This is a genomic window from Rhodococcus jostii NBRC 16295 (genome assembly GCF_001894825.1).
Taxonomy (GTDB): domain Bacteria; phylum Actinomycetota; class Actinomycetes; order Mycobacteriales; family Mycobacteriaceae; genus Rhodococcus_F; species Rhodococcus_F jostii.
In genome coordinates this window covers 1-14,482 of record NZ_BCWY01000149.1, presented here as the reverse complement: position 1 = coordinate 14,482, position 14,482 = coordinate 1, and the positions used below count along the sequence as shown (strand labels likewise).

Below are 14,482 nucleotides of genomic sequence, written 5' to 3'. Positions count from 1 at the left end.
AAACCGCACCGGTACACGCCGTTGTTGACGTCGCGGAACACGAGATCGGCGACCTCGTCGATCTCGTCGCGCAGCCCCTCGGGGTACAGGTCGGGGGCGCCCTCGCGGTGGTACTGCTTCCATTCCGAGGACAGATCCAGCGTCATCCGGGGGTAGTCGTTGGTGACCACCTGCCCGGTGGGTACGTCGACGATCGCCGGCACGGTGATGCCCCGCGGGTAGTCGGGGAAGCGCGCGAAGTACGCGTCCTGCAGGCGCGGGATCTTCAGCACGGGGTCGAGCCCGCCCGGATCCAGATCGAAAGTCCAGCTGCGCTTGTCGTGGGTGGGTCCACACAGCCCCATCGACAGCACGTCCTCGAGTCCGAGCAGTCGCCGGACGATGACCGCACGGTTGGCCCACGGGCACGCGCGGGCTGCGACGAGGCGGTAGCGACCCGGCTCGACGGGGTAGCCGTCGCGGCCCTCCGCCGTGATGCGGGTGGGGATGTAGTTGGTGTCACGTGTGAACTCGGCGCCCGATTCGACGTAGGCGCCCTTCGTGCTCTGCTGGTCTTCCGTCCGGTCCGTCATTTCGACTCGTCTCCGTCTTTCGATATTGTCTCAGTGTCTTACAGTTGTCGATGGGTGCGGTCACATGACCCGGAGACTCGAGATCGCCAGCGATGGAGTCTCACGGCGTCCATGCTGCACGGTCACAACCACTGTGCTGCTCGCGGCGAACCAGTAATCTGTCACGGCGCGAGGACGCTTGGGCGGACATCGGAATCCCTGAATGAGGTTGCTCAGTACATTCCAGGTATTCCCAGAGTTTCGGTAGACCTCCGGTTGGGATGGGCCCCTCAGAAGGCCATCCCAACCGGAGGAGCTCTCCAAATCAGGTTCACCACACCTGATTACGTCATTGCGCGCAGCTAGAGCGGACGGAGTTCATCTTGTAGCCCGTGCCCGATCTTGGTTGCGAAGGCATGGCTTGCGCCGACGATCCCAGTCACCACATCCAATTCGGCGGTGTCGCGGGGACCGTAGACCAAGACCATGCCCTCCGACAGTCGAAGGCCAGCCAGCGGGTGGGCCACCGCCCACCCCTTCCGCAGGGCATCGACTGCAAGAGCGGGCGGCAGCACAATATGCATGCTGCCGTCGAAGTGAGGATGAAGGTGGGCGAACTCCCCCACTGACGGAACGATGAACGCCTCCTGGCCGCCCCGGGCATCCTCAGGTCCAAGCTGCAGAGCCCGCGCACCTGGGACGGAGATCTCGCTGGGCGCGATGGTGACACCACGGAGTCGCCGGATCCGCTCGAAGAGCGCCTCTTGAAGTTCCGGCGGGGCGTTCTGCGTCTCCTGCTGCTGGGGTGTGGTGACGCTAACCTCAGGTGCCGGCCCGACGCGGTGCGGGAGTGTGCCGTCCGGCAGCGTCGGCCAGTACGCCGCCGTGTCGGAAGTGCCGGAAGTGCCGCTGTGTTCGTCCGTCAGCCGCGTGATGAAGTTCAACCGTTCGGACACCCACCAACCAAGGGCACGGATGGTGCGTTCGGTGAGCTCATGGCCGGTCGGTTCGCGTTCCGCCCACAGCGGGGAACCGCTGTACTTGACGAGGTATTCCCATGTCCACTCCTGCAATTCGGGAGGGATGACGGTGTCGTGGAGGCCGTGAACCAGGAAGACTGGGACTCCGGCCAAACGTCCCGCGGTGAGGGGCAGGCCGACATCGAACGGGAGAGTCCCGTAGAGCAGGCCGGCACCAGTGAACCGACTCGGGTCGGCCAGCAGCAAGCCGCCGGCAAAGGCTGAGCCTCCGCTGAACCCAACGAGAATGACGGGTTGTTTCGGTGTCGTGATGGAGTCCAACCAAGACCGAAACCAGGACATAGTCGCGGTGAGGCTCTCCTGGATCGGGCGGCCGATTCCTCGATTCGCGAACCAGGCAAACCCGCCTCCCTCCGACAATGGGGCACCGACAGCCACGTACCGCGGACCCGGTGGGAGGAACGGCACCAGGGTGCCCATGGCGGCCTCGTCGCTGCCTCGCCCGTGTAACAGCACCACGAGTGGGGCCGAGGGGTCGGTTGAGCCCCACTCGGCGACGACCGGCGCGGGGAATTGCTTGGCGGTCATAACTGTTCCTCTCGAGCGTGGACCGAGTACCGCTGCGCGGTTGCCACCCCTGCCCAGCGTTCCACTTCCGCTGCGAGATTCAGCGGCTCGACGGGTGCGCTGAACTCGTACGTTCCCCATTCGTTGCGGGGCAACATCCACATCACTTCGAACTCGTTGCCGTCGGGGTCGAAGCCGTAAATGCTTTTGGTGGCGCCGTGGCTCGACTCACCATGGTAGGCATCTGACACCATGAGTGTGTCGCGTGCCTCCGCCAGTTCGTCGATGGTGTTGACCTGCCAGGCGAGGTGGTAGAGGCCGGTGTGGCCCGAGGCGGGGCGCCGGGCGCCCACCCCGAGACCGAACAACCCGAGGTCGTGATGGTTATCCGAATCCTTCGCTCGCAGGAATGCCGCGTTGGCACGGGGTTCGCGGGCAGCCACCGCCAATCCGAGAGTCGTGCCGTAGAAGCTGATGGCCCGCTCGAGGTCACTGACGAACAGCACCGCGTGGTTCAGGCCTCGCACCGCGATCATTGGATTGCGACCGGGGCGTTGGTGGTCCACGGAACCGCTGACCACGACGGATCGGTGAAGCCGTCCAGGTCGTACTGGCTCATGCACTCGTCAACCATGGACCTGAACTGGTCGCTCAGGCCCCTGTGCTCGGCGGCGCTCCACGTCTCGATCCGGTTGGCCTCATAACTACCGGCAAAGGTGCGTTCGTGGATCTCGGTTCGACCACCGAACTCGGTGCTGAACATATCCCAGATGATTCGCATGAGCTTCACCCGCTCCTCGGCGGTGCCCTTCGATGCCTTCCAGTACTGATCCAGGTAGCCGCGGATCACCGGATTCTTGAAATCCTTGGCGGTCGAGGGTATCTGGATGAATGATCCGGCCAGGATGTTCAGGAAGATGGTACGGGCCTTGGTGAAGGTTTCGCCGTAAATCTGCCGCCATTGCATCCCGTATTCGGTGTTGGGAAGCAGGTAGCCGCCCGGACCGGGGTGGGCATCGGCGATCATGCCGGCGTTCAATCCCCAGATGCCGTGCCGCAGTCCAATCAACTCGCCCACCTGGGCCTGTACGCCGCGGAAACCGCTCATGCCCTGCATTTCGGTCGCCTTGAGTAGGAGACCACAGATAAAGTCGAGTTTCACAGCCGTGCGCACTGCGGCGTGGAAGGTGAAACGCTGGGCGAAGCCGCGCGAGAACAGGCCGTTCACGGTCTGCGGGTTTCGATACGCTGTGACATTTTCCCATGGGATGAAGACATCATCGAGCACGACGCCGAGGTCGGATTCATCGAATCTGCTCGATAGCGGGTAATCGAAGGGGGATCCCACCTTCTTGGCCAAGCTCTCGAACGATCCGCGTCCGATGAACTTCACGCCGGGCGCGTTCATGGGTAGGAAGAAGCCCAGTGCGAAGTCGGCTTCGTCGTCCGCGAGTCCACCCGCAGGGATGTACTGACTGACGTAGGTGACCTGGCTGAATGCGGCACCAGTGGAAATCATCCGCGCGCCACGAACCACGATGCCGTCCTCGCGCTCCTTGACGACGTGCATGTAGACGTCGCGCTGTTCGGCCGGACGCTTGGACCGGTCGCCCGCTGGGTTGAGCAAGCTCAGGTTCACGAACGCTACTTCGTCGGTGACCTTTTCATACCAGCGGCGCACGTTGCCGGCGTACTCACCGTAGAAATCGGCGTCTGCGGCCAAGGATGCGACCAGGGCGGCCTTGTAATCCGGTCCACGAGAGAGGGCCCCAAAGTTCATGCGGGCCCACTCCGCGATTGCGTCTCGCGCCTGGTACAGGTCGTCCTTGGTTTCTGCCATCTTGTAGAACTTGTGGGTACGTGTGTTGCGCTCGGTGACGTAGGTCAGGACGTCCCGTCGTTTTGGATCGTGGAGCGAGTCGTACATGCGGGCGTAGCTACGGGCGCTGGTGGCGAATGCCGGGTGAGTGGTGACGTCGTTGATCTCTTCCCCGTCGAAGTAGATGACGCGGCCGTCCCGAAGCGATTCCAGGAACTGCGCTCCTGTGGGCGGCTCTTTGACGTCGGCCGGGGAAGCCACGCCGGTGTCGGCCTGTGGGTTTGTTGATGTGGTCATGAGATACCTCCATGGGTTGTGCCAGTGAAGCGGGTTGAGGGTCAGAGTGGGACGAATGTTCAGGCCATGCGGAACCAGTCCGATGTCCACCCCGACTCGGCCTTCTCGAGTCGGTTGAGATCCCGCAGGTCGTCCTCGGCCAGTACGAGTCGGCCGAAGCGGCCGGCGTAGTAGAGCAGGGGCTTGCGTTCGTCGTAGGCGGCAGCGGCGCGGACGTCGGCGATGAAGACGGTGTGCGTGCCACCGGTCGTTCTGGCGGTGACCGTGCATTCGAAGTTAGCCAGGCAGCCGGTGATCACCGGCAGTCCCAGTGCGCTGGTGTACGTCTCGACTCCCGCGAACTTGTCGTCGGAGGGGCGAGAAAACTGCCGCGCCAAAGGTTCCTGACTCTTGGAGAGAACGTTGACGACGAAACTGTCGGCCGTGCTGATCGCTTCGTGAGTTGGGGCTTCCCGATTGACGCAGAGGACCAGCATCGGAGGATTCAGGGAGAGCGCGGTGACAGCGCTAGCGGTCATTCCGTGGTTGGTGCCGCCGTGGCTGGTGGTGATGACCGTTACTCCGCTGGCGAAACGACTGATGGTGCGTCGGAACAATGTGGTGTCGGCGGTCTTCATCTCGTTCTTCTCCCTCTGTTTGTCGTCGTCGAAGATCTCCACCGCGAGCGGTTCATCAGCCATTGAGTGCAGCGCCGAACCGAGCTGAGCAATGAGGCCGTAAGTCTCGGGTCGCGGCGACGCCTGGCCCGACTCTGAAACTGGCGTCCGCGTGGACCTTCCCGCGCATCGGGGGTGACCTGCGTCATGTGACTAAGATCCCAGGGCACTGTTAACCGACTCGAAACCGCGGCAGCGCCAGCCAGGCCGGCCGGTTCGAAGAGAACACCTTCAGTTCGACATCATGGCCCGAGCACCTCAGGGGTTTACGCCGCGAAGCACTCTGCGGTGCGGTCGAAATAGCCGTCGGAATCGCGCGAAATCGTGGTCGCCGCCCCGCCCGGAGACGGTACCGGCGGCTACTCCGCTTGCGCGCCGTGCCGACACGTTGGTCAATTGGATTCTGAGCCGCTGGCCACGACGACCGGCACCCGCTCGTGTAAACACCAGTGGCACCTGATGCGAAATCTCAGATCGCTAAAGCCGATCTTTAACGGTGGAGCCTCGTCAACAAGTCCCGAGTAGCTGCGGATGGTGCCGCCCCAATCTCTGCGAGAGCGTGCTCGCACGACCGATAGACGGCCACGACTCGGGTCTCGTCCCCGGTTGCGTCGGCAAGTCTCATCGCCAAGCGGTAGGCGGCTTCGTGGAACGGATCTTCCCGCAGGACCTGCGCAACAAACTCCTCAGCCTCTACCAGCTGGTCAAGACCGACTGCCGTCTCGGCTGCTTCGAAGCGCAGGCTGGTGGCCCGGTCTCTGAGATGCGCACGGTGCTCTTCAGCCCAGACCGACTTCACACCGGGTAGGTACGGGCCGCGGCCGACGAGCTCTAAGGCTCGTCGCATCGTGCCCATCCGATCTCCACCGCGCAGTGCGGCGGCCTCGGCAACCAGTTCCTCGAACCGTAACGATTCGCTGGTGATCAGTGCGTCCGAGCCGAGCCGGACGCCTCCGGCAACCACCTCGAGACGTGCGTCCTCGGGGAGAACCTGCCGTAGATGATGAATCGCCTGGCGCAGGTAGGACAGATTCGAGTCGCTTGTTCTGCCGTCGAACAGCGCACCGAGAAGTTCGTCTCGTGTCGCCTCACTGGCCTGTCGATCGAGAAGGTAGGCGAGCAGTTCGTAGCTCTTCTTGATGCGCGGTTTGACATCGGCGCCGTTCACACTGAGGGCAACTGCACCGAACTCGGTCAGCACGATCTTCGCTCCGACCGTGGCCGTCGTCCCGCCGTGGCTCGATCCCCATGCCCGCCCAAGAACGTGCCAGTCCGAATCCCTATTGGCTTCAGCGTCCAGTCGGCGTGAGAGAACCCCCGGATAGTCTGTGAGTGCTTGCAGAATAGGGTGGTTCGTCCCCTGGCGATATGCTGCGTCGAGCGCAACATCGGCGGCGCGGTCCGCCGCGTCAGGATTACCGAGGCGCCATTCGGCCTCGGCCAGGTAGATGCCGGCGTGGGCCAGGGAGAACACACGGTCACTGCGAACGGCTGCCGCGACTACCCCCCGAAGATGCATTGCCGCGGTGGCGGCGTCACCATCACGGAGCATAATCAGGGCGAGCGACGTCAGTGCCTGTTCACGGACGAACAGATACTGTTTGGACTCCGGCAGGTCCAGGATGTGGAGGAGTGCAGTTTTCGCGGCCGCGAGGTCGCCTCCGACGCGTAGTTCCAGGTCCGCTTCCTCCAGATAGCTGAACATCTTGAGCATGATCGATCCGCTGGCACGAATACGGGTCCGCCCCATCTGCAACGCGCGCCGCGCCTCGTCGACGCGCCCCAACCGACACATGACTTTCACAGTCAGGATGGCCGAGAACCACACACCCTCACCCGCGCCCGCGGATGTCGCTTCGAAGAGCCGGACGGCTTCCTCGGTGCGGCCCATATCTAGGAGGGCTCCGATACGCCAGGATTCGCCAACTCTAGCCGCCCACCCGGTCGTCCAATGTTCCATCGTCAGACCGAAATATCCCCGGTAGTAGTGCACTCGCATGACGAGTGCATCGAAGCTGTCGCCACTGAGGGCGCGGGCTGGGGGGATACGTGGTGGACTGTCATCTACCAGCGTCAGACAGTATTGCATCGCGTCACGGGATGGGCCGGGTGCGGTGAAGTCGAGCATCGAACGGGCAAGTCCCAGTTCACCGACGTGCATATACGACCAAGACATGAGAGCGCCAGCGCGACTGGACGACCGGGCTAGACTTTCGCGTTCACCGTCGTCCGCAAGGTCGTCAGCCAGCTCGACGGCCTCTCGATAGTTTTCGCCGGCAACGGCCAGCATCAACTCGGCGGGCGCGAGCCGTCGTCGACTGTCGCGCACTGCTGCCAACGCTGCCAACCATTGCTCGGCCAATTGCAAGTCGGCCCGCTCGGTGACGGCCTCGAGACAGTTCTCGGCGGCGACCAAGGCTTCGGGGAGCGCGCCGACTTCCAAGAACTCGGCGACAGCTTCCTCGTAATGGTCGTGCTGGGCCAACAACGCGGCATGACGGTGCCTTATCTCCCGGGCCTCGGCCGAGGGGCGGCGATTGAGAAGTTCGAGCAGATACTCCCGAAATCGGGGATGGCAACGCAATGTATGGCCGTCCCGGCTCCAGATTGCCGGGAGGTGGCGTGCACGAAGCTGATGCAGTCGAGCCGCCGGGTTCGGCAGACCGAGCGCCTCCGCGGAGGCCGCAGTCACCTGGTCCAGTACGGAGGTCGTGACAAGGAAGTCGACTTCTTCAGGCGTGAGCTGGGAGAGGATCTGTGTGGAGAGATAGCCGTGCAGGGGGTCGGCTTCGCCGCCCATGCCGGGAACATGATCGGCCGACCGCCAGGCCTCGAAGAGAACCCCAGCCACCCATCCACCTGTCGCCGTCATGGCTTTGTCCGGGTCAGTATCCGCATTCCCGGCGGCGACGAGTGCTTGGGCGGCTTCCTCCCGGGTGAATGCCAGATCGTCTTCGCCGACGCCGGCTACCAGGCGGATGGTTCGGGAACCGAGGTCGATTGGTAACTCGCTGCGGCCAACCAGCACCGTCCGGGCAGTCGGCGGAAGATATCTCAGGAACGAACCGAGCACGACCAAGGTCGCCTCAGCGGTGGCCAGACGCTCGGCGTCGTCGAGGACCAGGACGACCGGCGCGTCACCGAGTGCTTCTGCGAGGAGACCGGCCACATTTGAGTGAGGAAGGCCAGCGGCCATGGCCCCTGTAGCAACACCGGCTACAGCTGGTACCTGCCTAGCCAATGCCTCCTCCAGGTAGGTCAAGAACTGTCCGGTGGTCTCGTCGGTGCGAGAGGCGCTCAGCCAGGCGACCGGGCGGGTGATCGTCTGGGCGGCTTGCAGCACCGCGGTCGTTTTTCCAGCCCCCGCAGTGGCGTATATGTATACGACCGGATAGTCCTCGATCAGTCTCGCAAGTAACCCCTCGATCCGAGGACGGGAGACCAGAGGAGCAGGGAGGGGAGGTGGTCCTACCCGCCCCCTGACGATCTTGCTGGTTTCCTGCATGACGCTTCGCTCTCTTGCCCGCCAGTTACACACAGTGTGCTCCAGCGACCGCTCATTTTATATAGCTCAAACAGCGGTCCAGCCTTCCGCGGGATGCCCCCCGACCGAGGCATCCCGCGGGTCTAGTGCCGATCTCCGATTTTGATGTGCGGAGGAAGGGCCCGCATGGGAACCGCAGAGTGCGTGCGGCCACCTGCCAAGAGGTAGTCACACGCTCTCCACTGGGCGAAGCTAGGCCTGCAGGCCCGCCTCGATCTCGAGATTGATGGTGATCTTGTCGCCGACGACCGCGCCGCCGCCTTCGAGGGGCATGTCGATCGAGATTCCGAAGTCCTTGCGGTTGATTACGGTGGTGGCCTCGAAGCCAGCGACCGGTCCGTTGCCCATGCCGGGATTGACACCATTGACCTCGAGTTCCAGCTCGATCTTCTTGGTGATGCCGTGCAGGGTGAAGTCACCCTCGAGAATGAAACCGTCACCCTTCGAACGCACCGACGTCGAGGTGAAGGTGGCCTTCGGAAACTTCTCTACCTCGAAGAAGTCAGCGGACTTGATGTGCCCGTCGCGCTGCTCGTTCTTGGTGTTGACAGAGTCAACCGCGATTTCGGACTGAACCGACGGAGTGCCGTCTTCGGCGATGGTGATCTGACCGGAGAAATCTTCGAAGGTGCCGCGGACCTTGCTCACCATCAGGTGGCGGACGGTGAAGCCGACGGTGGAGTGGACCGGGTCGATGACCCAGGTGCCCGTGGAAAGGCCGGGGGTTGCGAGTGCAGTGGTCATGTTCTCTCCTGGAGAAGTAGTTGTGTGAAGAAACGGCTCACGAGGTATCCGCATGCAACTCGGAAATGTGGGTTGCACGCTTCGGGATGCAGCCGCCGATATCGGTGCGGGAAAGAGTTCGGTGTGGCGGGATATCGGGCCTTGGGATGCCCATCTCCGCACCGGTCAGACAGATACCACCTCCCCTGTTCCATGAGCCGTCCAGGTCATAGAGGCGATGGTGTCGGGTCGGCGTTAACGAGGACGAAACGCCCGATCCCCCCGCCAACGATGGAAAACGAGCTTGTACTCACGCAGGAGTCCCAGGGAGTGGTTGCGTTTTGGGAGAGGCGTGGGTCCGACGTAGAGGGATCATGGCGGAATCTTCGATATGTGCCCGGCCACGCACACATCGAAGAGTTCCACCGATGGTCCGATCCGAACTGCCCCGTCCGAGTCACTCGAGGCACTCTGTGCCGGAGAAGTAGACCTGATTCGTGAATCGTCCCGGATGGTCACGGCTGGATCTGATCGAAAACGAAGCCATCGAACAGATCGGCGCAGACAGAGGAGTTGATCCCCGGGAGAATTTCGCCCAGGAGCCCGGCGGTCGGGAACCGCGACATGCCCACCCCCACCTCGGCGAGGCCGCTTCGACATCTCTCGACCATGCAGCGTGCGAATTCTTCAGCGCCCGAGGCGACGCCGATGTTGGCCACCTCAACGTGATAGCGCATGCGCGCGTCTCCCGGCCACTCCAGACTCGCGTGAGCCGCCCCGTCTCCAGCCTCGGCCGTCTGGGCGAACCCCTTTGCTCGCGGACCTCGGCGAGCTCGCGTTCGAGTTCGGCTGCCGTGCCGATGGTTTCGGGCCCGAGTTTCTCAAACGTGGACTCGGTGACCACCCACTCGACGACGTCGACGGGAGCCCAGGCCAGGGGCGCACGCCCCATGGACGTGGCGTAGGCGGGGACGCGGGTGCCGACGGAGACGTTCATGCTCATGATCCGGCGGACGGGGACGCGCGCGGCGTAGACCACGTCGGCGCCGTCGAGCACGCCGAGAGAGGCGGACTCCTGGGTCTTCTCGGCCACCTCGAGCAGTCGGGGCATCGCCGCCTCGATGGGCAATTCGTGTGTGTAATCAGCACTCGGGGTTGACATTTCAATGCGCCCGCGCGCACAGTAATGGCGTACGCACAGCGTGATGTTAGTACGCAAAGCGTACAGAATGCAAGACCCTCGGCGCGTGAACACCCACCGCGTCGCCCAGAACTCGATATCAGCCCATTCCGCTCCCTCCCAGCCCAAGGAGAAACAGATGACCACCACCGAGAGCCCCACCGCCGCCGGATCCGGCTCCGCCGCCACCGACAAGTTCAAGGCGGAGCGCGTCACCGCCGACACCTCGCCGGAGCGGCTCGCGGCCATCGCCAAGGACGCACTCGGCGCACTCAACGACGTGATCCTGAAGCACGGCGTCACCTACCTCGAGTACCGCGTGTTCAAGCAGTGGCTCATCGACGTCGGCGAGGGCGGCGAATGGCCGCTGTTCCTCGACGTGTTCATCGAGCACTCGGTCGAAGAGGTCCTCGCCCGCAGCCGCAAGGGCACCAAGGGCAGCATCGAGGGCCCGTACTACATCGAGAACTCGCCCGAGCTGCCGTCGAAGTGCACCCTGCCGATGCGGGAAGAGGACGAGAAGATCACCCCGCTCGTCTTCTCCGGCCAGGTCACCGACCTCGACGGCAACGGCCTCGCCGGCGCGAAGGTCGAACTGTGGCACGCCGACAACGACGGCTACTACTCGCAGTTCGCCCCGCACCTGCCCGAGTGGAACCTGCGCGGCACCATCATCGCCGACGGGGAAGGCCGCTACGAGATCACCACGATCCAGCCGGCGCCCTACCAAATCCCGACCGACGGCCCGACCGGTCAGTTCATCGAGGCGCAGAACGGTCACCCGTGGCGTCCCGCGCACCTGCACCTCATCGTGTCGGCGCCGGGCAAGGAGTCGGTGACCACGCAGCTGTACTTCAAGGGTGGCGAGTGGATCGACAGCGACGTCGCGTCGGCGACCAAGCCGGAACTCATCCTCGACCCGAAGACCGGTGACGACGGCAAGAACTACGTCACCTACAACTTCGTGCTCGACCCCGCGTGACCCGTTCCACCCGTAGAGAAAGTGATCCGTACATGAGCGGATCCGGGATCGGACCGGCCAAGTCATGATCATGCTCGGCATCGCCGACGACGCCCGAATCCGCGACCTGACCGCCGAGCAGCGCGGGCAGATCACCGACCCGATCGCCGCGACGAGCCAGCGGTAGGGGACGTGCATCTCCAAGCACGCGCCACCGACTGCGTGCCTTGCCCCTTTGCTTTCGTACTGCACATTTCGTAGGCTTTAACCCTACGAAACGCGCATAGAAGGTGAGGTAAGGATGGCTCTGACACACAGCACCGCCGTACCCGCCGCCTTGGCCCGCCGCCCCTTGCGTACATTCCGCCCCCAAGACGCCACCGACGTCTACGCCCACCCCCGCCCCGAACTCGCCCGCCTGGTCACACGCGGCGTCCTGCACCGCGCCGCCCCCGGCTACTACATCGTGGTACCCCCGGAACAGGCCGGGCGACCGTGGATCCCGAACCTGGAAGCCACCGCCGCCGGAATCGCCGCCGCGATCTACGGACCCGATCACGCGATCGTGATGGGCATCAGCGCCGCCCGCCTCCACCATGCAATCCCTCGTGCGTTGGCCACCGCGGTCGTCGCCGTCCCCCGCCGGCATCGGACCATCACCCTCACCGATAGGACCGCGACCATCCGGTTCCTCCGCCGCGACACCCCCGAACTCGACGCCGAACGCCTTAATACCCCCCTCGGGCCGGCGCTGGTGACCACCCCGGAACAGACCGTCCTCGACCTGGCACGGTGGCCGGCACTCGGCGACGCCGAGAACGAAATCCCCGCCGCCGTCACCTCGCTCTATCGGCGCAGCGACCGCGAACGTCTCACCACCCTCGCCGGCGAGCAGGGACTGACCGCCGCCCTCAGCCGCGCCGAAACCTGGGTGCAGGCAGCCTCGTGAACCTCGACGAACGCGACCGGGTCGCCGACCAGTTCGGCGTCGCCCCCGACCAGGTCGAACGAGACCACCTCATCTCCCTGCTCCTGGGCTACCTCAGTGAGCATTTCGCCGACCGGCTTCACTTCATCGGCGGCACCGCCCTCGCCCGAACTCACCTCCCCCATGGAAGATTGAGTGAGGACATCGACCTCATCTCCCTCGTCCCACGGCGCAGTACCCTGGCCGCCGACCTCGACCGGGTGCTCCCGAGAGCGGTGCAACGGTCCTACGGTCGCCTCGAATGGGCTCCCCCGCTCGGCGCCGGCACGAGTGTGGACTCTGCCACCCTCCACACCACCAGTGGTCTCGCGGTGAAAATTCAACTCCTTTCCTCCACCGACCGCACCCTCTGGCCCACCGAACCCCGCACCCTCATCCAGCGCTACAGCGACGCCCCACCCGCCCGGCTCCTCGTGCCCACCCTGCCCGCGTTCGCCGCCTCCAAAACCGCCACCTGGTGCGACCGCTCCGCCGCCCGCGACCTCTGGGACCTCTGGGCACTGGCCAACATCGGCGCCATCAACCCCCACACCGCCGCACTGTTCCGCAAACACGGGCCGACCGGGAAGAACCCCGGCGCCTACGTCTTCACCACACCGCCCAGCGACGACGAATGGCAATCGCAACTCGCCGGCCAAACCCGACTCACCATCACCGCCACCGACGCCCTCCACACCGTCCGCACCGCATGGAACCACCTCACACCCCACCCCTGACCACCTCCCCCACCCCACGCGCACGGGCGACGCCTCACCGATGCACCAGAATCAGATCCACCGAATTTCGGACAGTGCCACTGCGTACGCCGAGCCGGACGACGACGCAGATCTCCGCTGGACTCTGAGACCCGACGCCGACATCGGCGGGACCTGACGACGATCTGCTCACCCGGGCGGCGGCCGACCCTCTCACGCAGGGTCCTGGGTGCAGATCGCCGCGCCATACGATCCGACATCGTGTCGGTCAGCGGAAGATCGTCCACACCGCGGCGGCGGCGAGCGCTATTACGACCACAACCATCACCACGGTAACGAGGGGTTCGTGATCGGCGAGAAGTTGCTGCATGACAAGAAGTCATGCAGTCCCGGCTCCCGTCAGAGCAAGCTAGCGAGCGCGAGCACCAACACGGGCACTGACCGCATGGAAGAACCGGCACCGACCGGGCGCCCAGACAACGGCAACGGCAAACCCAGCATGGGGAGCCGACGGCGCCTCACGATCCCCTCACCGCCCCAGGACGTTGAAGTCCAGCGCACGCCACACCCGAAGGCGCGTCGCACCGCAGGACCCTCTAGGGTGGCGGTCCGAACACCCAGAACATGAGGAAGCAGCAGGGATGGCCACCGATTACGACGCCCCGAGAGTCACCGAATCCGACGAGGGCGACACCTCCCTCGAACAGCTGACCGCCAGCCGGAAAGACACCCAGTCCCCCGTCGTCGACGTCGAAGACACCGACACCGCCGAATCCTTCGAACTGCCCGGCGCCGACCTGTCCGGCGAAGAACTCACCGTCCGCGTCCTCCCCAAGCAGGCGGACGAATTCACCTGCACGAGTTGCTTCCTGGTCCATCACCGCAGTCGGCTCGCCGACTCCGCGCAGCTGATCTGCCGGGACTGTACCTAACCGAACACCGGAACCCCTGGGTGCCTCGGATGCCTCCGGGTAAGTCCCGGGGGCGGGGAGAACCGACACGATCAGAGCTTCGTCGCCGTCAATACTCACGATCGTGAACACCGAGGTTCCCTCAGCATGAACCTTGACCGTGTCGCCGACATTCAAAAGCGTGCGAGTTCCGCGATTCTCGGTCATACACCAAGAGGAACTTGTACGAGTTCCTTGCGTAATCCGCAGATATTAGCCGGGTTCGATTCGATCTTGCTCCGACTGCCGCATCGGGGCGCGCCAGCGCTGTGCCGATAGCCGATCGGCTACATGCAGCAGGGTCACTATCACCTGCCCTGGTGGATCGCTACTGTGCCAGGTGTGAGGGAACCAGTGCTGGATCGGCACGTCGACGTTGCACAGCTGTGGCAACTGGCCAGTGACGCGGCCCGGAAGGGCGAGAAGTGGGGGCAGCGCAAGAAGTCGGTGAGCGACGCCATGGAGACCTACTACGCCCAGCTGCGACGTGACAGACGCGGCGCGAAACGGTGGGTCGCCGAGGTCGTTGATCTCCTGGGATATTTCGACCTGGCCGCGGACTGGCGCGCAA

General features: G+C 64.2%; 12 protein-coding genes and 2 pseudogenes. 5 read left to right on the top strand and 9 right to left on the bottom strand.

Annotation, left to right across the window (positions count from 1 at the left end; translation table 11 throughout):
- From RJ1_RS42845 to RJ1_RS46500, 9 genes and pseudogenes are all read right to left on the bottom strand, one after another.
- A partial coding sequence (locus tag RJ1_RS42845) for a glutathione S-transferase family protein (RefSeq protein ID WP_501193865.1) occupies positions 1 to 572 on the bottom strand: 572 nt, incomplete at its 3' end.
- A gap of 341 nt (positions 573 to 913) precedes the next feature.
- Positions 914 to 2,119 (bottom strand): luciferase domain-containing protein, encoded by a 1,206-nt coding sequence (locus RJ1_RS42840; protein ID WP_073370360.1) that lies wholly within the window; start codon positions 2,117 to 2,119, stop codon positions 914 to 916.
- The gene (locus RJ1_RS42835) at positions 2,116 to 2,634 is read right to left on the bottom strand and encodes a VOC family protein (RefSeq protein ID WP_073370357.1); all 519 of its coding nucleotides are present in this window, start codon (positions 2,632 to 2,634) and stop codon (positions 2,116 to 2,118) included. The genes RJ1_RS42840 and RJ1_RS42835 overlap by 4 nt, the downstream gene beginning before the upstream one ends.
- The gene (locus RJ1_RS42830) at positions 2,631 to 4,214 is read right to left on the bottom strand and encodes a 4-hydroxyphenylacetate 3-hydroxylase family protein (protein ID WP_083400693.1); all 1,584 of its coding nucleotides are present in this window, start codon (positions 4,212 to 4,214) and stop codon (positions 2,631 to 2,633) included. Before RJ1_RS42830 ends, RJ1_RS42835 begins: the two co-directional genes overlap by 4 nt.
- Before the next feature lie 59 nt (positions 4,215 to 4,273).
- Positions 4,274 to 4,894 carry a flavin reductase family protein gene (locus tag RJ1_RS42825; RefSeq protein ID WP_074872731.1) on the bottom strand — a complete coding sequence of 207 codons (621 nt, stop codon included), beginning with the start codon at positions 4,892 to 4,894 and terminating at the stop codon, positions 4,274 to 4,276.
- 466 nt (positions 4,895 to 5,360) lie between these two features.
- On the bottom strand, positions 5,361 to 8,375 hold the full coding sequence (locus RJ1_RS42820) for an AfsR/SARP family transcriptional regulator (protein ID WP_083400389.1): 3,015 nt from the start codon (positions 8,373 to 8,375) through the stop codon (positions 5,361 to 5,363).
- Between the two features lie 231 nt (positions 8,376 to 8,606).
- Entirely contained in the window at positions 8,607 to 9,158 is a 552-nt protein-coding gene (locus RJ1_RS42815) for a YceI family protein (RefSeq protein WP_073370352.1), read from the bottom strand.
- 494 nt (positions 9,159 to 9,652) lie between these two features.
- Complete coding sequence (locus tag RJ1_RS47105) at positions 9,653 to 9,874, bottom strand: hypothetical protein (RefSeq protein WP_162850284.1); 222 nt, start codon at positions 9,872 to 9,874, stop codon at positions 9,653 to 9,655.
- 29 nt (positions 9,875 to 9,903) lie between these two features.
- Positions 9,904 to 10,260 (bottom strand): annotated as a pseudogene (locus tag RJ1_RS46500) (IclR family transcriptional regulator domain-containing protein); the annotation flags it as partial.
- Between the two features lie 196 nt (positions 10,261 to 10,456).
- Between RJ1_RS46500 and catA the strand changes: the two are divergent.
- The 5 genes and pseudogenes from catA to RJ1_RS42785 form a co-directional block, all read left to right on the top strand.
- Positions 10,457 to 11,299 carry a catechol 1,2-dioxygenase gene (gene catA / locus RJ1_RS42805; protein WP_073370349.1) on the top strand — a complete coding sequence of 281 codons (843 nt, stop codon included), beginning with the start codon at positions 10,457 to 10,459 and terminating at the stop codon, positions 11,297 to 11,299.
- Between the two features lie 280 nt (positions 11,300 to 11,579).
- Positions 11,580 to 12,227, top strand: coding sequence for a type IV toxin-antitoxin system AbiEi family antitoxin domain-containing protein (locus RJ1_RS42800; protein ID WP_073370346.1), 648 nt, complete (start codon positions 11,580 to 11,582; stop codon positions 12,225 to 12,227).
- Entirely contained in the window at positions 12,224 to 12,982 is a 759-nt protein-coding gene (locus RJ1_RS42795; RefSeq protein WP_073370344.1) for a nucleotidyl transferase AbiEii/AbiGii toxin family protein, read from the top strand. The genes RJ1_RS42800 and RJ1_RS42795 overlap by 4 nt, the downstream gene beginning before the upstream one ends.
- Positions 12,983 to 13,602: 620 nt before the next feature.
- Entirely contained in the window at positions 13,603 to 13,893 is a 291-nt protein-coding gene (locus RJ1_RS42790) for a DUF4193 domain-containing protein (RefSeq protein ID WP_073370341.1), read from the top strand.
- 360 nt (positions 13,894 to 14,253) lie between these two features.
- Positions 14,254 to 14,482 (top strand): annotated as a pseudogene (locus tag RJ1_RS42785) (hypothetical protein); the annotation flags it as partial.

What these genes read in the sequence shown, in the direction of transcription:
- RJ1_RS42840 (WP_073370360.1), bottom strand. Translation starts at nt 2,119, where the DNA reads ATGACCGCCAAGCAATTCCCCGCGCCGGTCGTCGCCGAGTGGGGCTCA.
- RJ1_RS42835 (WP_073370357.1), bottom strand. Translation starts at nt 2,634, where the DNA reads ATGATCGCGGTGCGAGGCCTGAACCACGCGGTGCTGTTCGTCAGTGAC.
- RJ1_RS42830 (WP_083400693.1), bottom strand. Translation starts at nt 4,214, where the DNA reads ATGACCACATCAACAAACCCACAGGCCGACACCGGCGTGGCTTCCCCG.
- RJ1_RS42825 (WP_074872731.1), bottom strand. Translation starts at nt 4,894, where the DNA reads ATGGCTGATGAACCGCTCGCGGTGGAGATCTTCGACGACGACAAACAG.
- RJ1_RS42820 (WP_083400389.1), bottom strand. Translation starts at nt 8,375, where the DNA reads ATGCAGGAAACCAGCAAGATCGTCAGGGGGCGGGTAGGACCACCTCCC.
- RJ1_RS42815 (WP_073370352.1), bottom strand. Translation starts at nt 9,158, where the DNA reads ATGACCACTGCACTCGCAACCCCCGGCCTTTCCACGGGCACCTGGGTC.
- RJ1_RS47105 (WP_162850284.1), bottom strand. Translation starts at nt 9,874, where the DNA reads ATGCGCTATCACGTTGAGGTGGCCAACATCGGCGTCGCCTCGGGCGCT.
- catA (WP_073370349.1), top strand. Translation starts at nt 10,457, where the DNA reads ATGACCACCACCGAGAGCCCCACCGCCGCCGGATCCGGCTCCGCCGCC.
- RJ1_RS42800 (WP_073370346.1), top strand. Translation starts at nt 11,580, where the DNA reads ATGGCTCTGACACACAGCACCGCCGTACCCGCCGCCTTGGCCCGCCGC.
- RJ1_RS42790 (WP_073370341.1), top strand. Translation starts at nt 13,603, where the DNA reads ATGGCCACCGATTACGACGCCCCGAGAGTCACCGAATCCGACGAGGGC.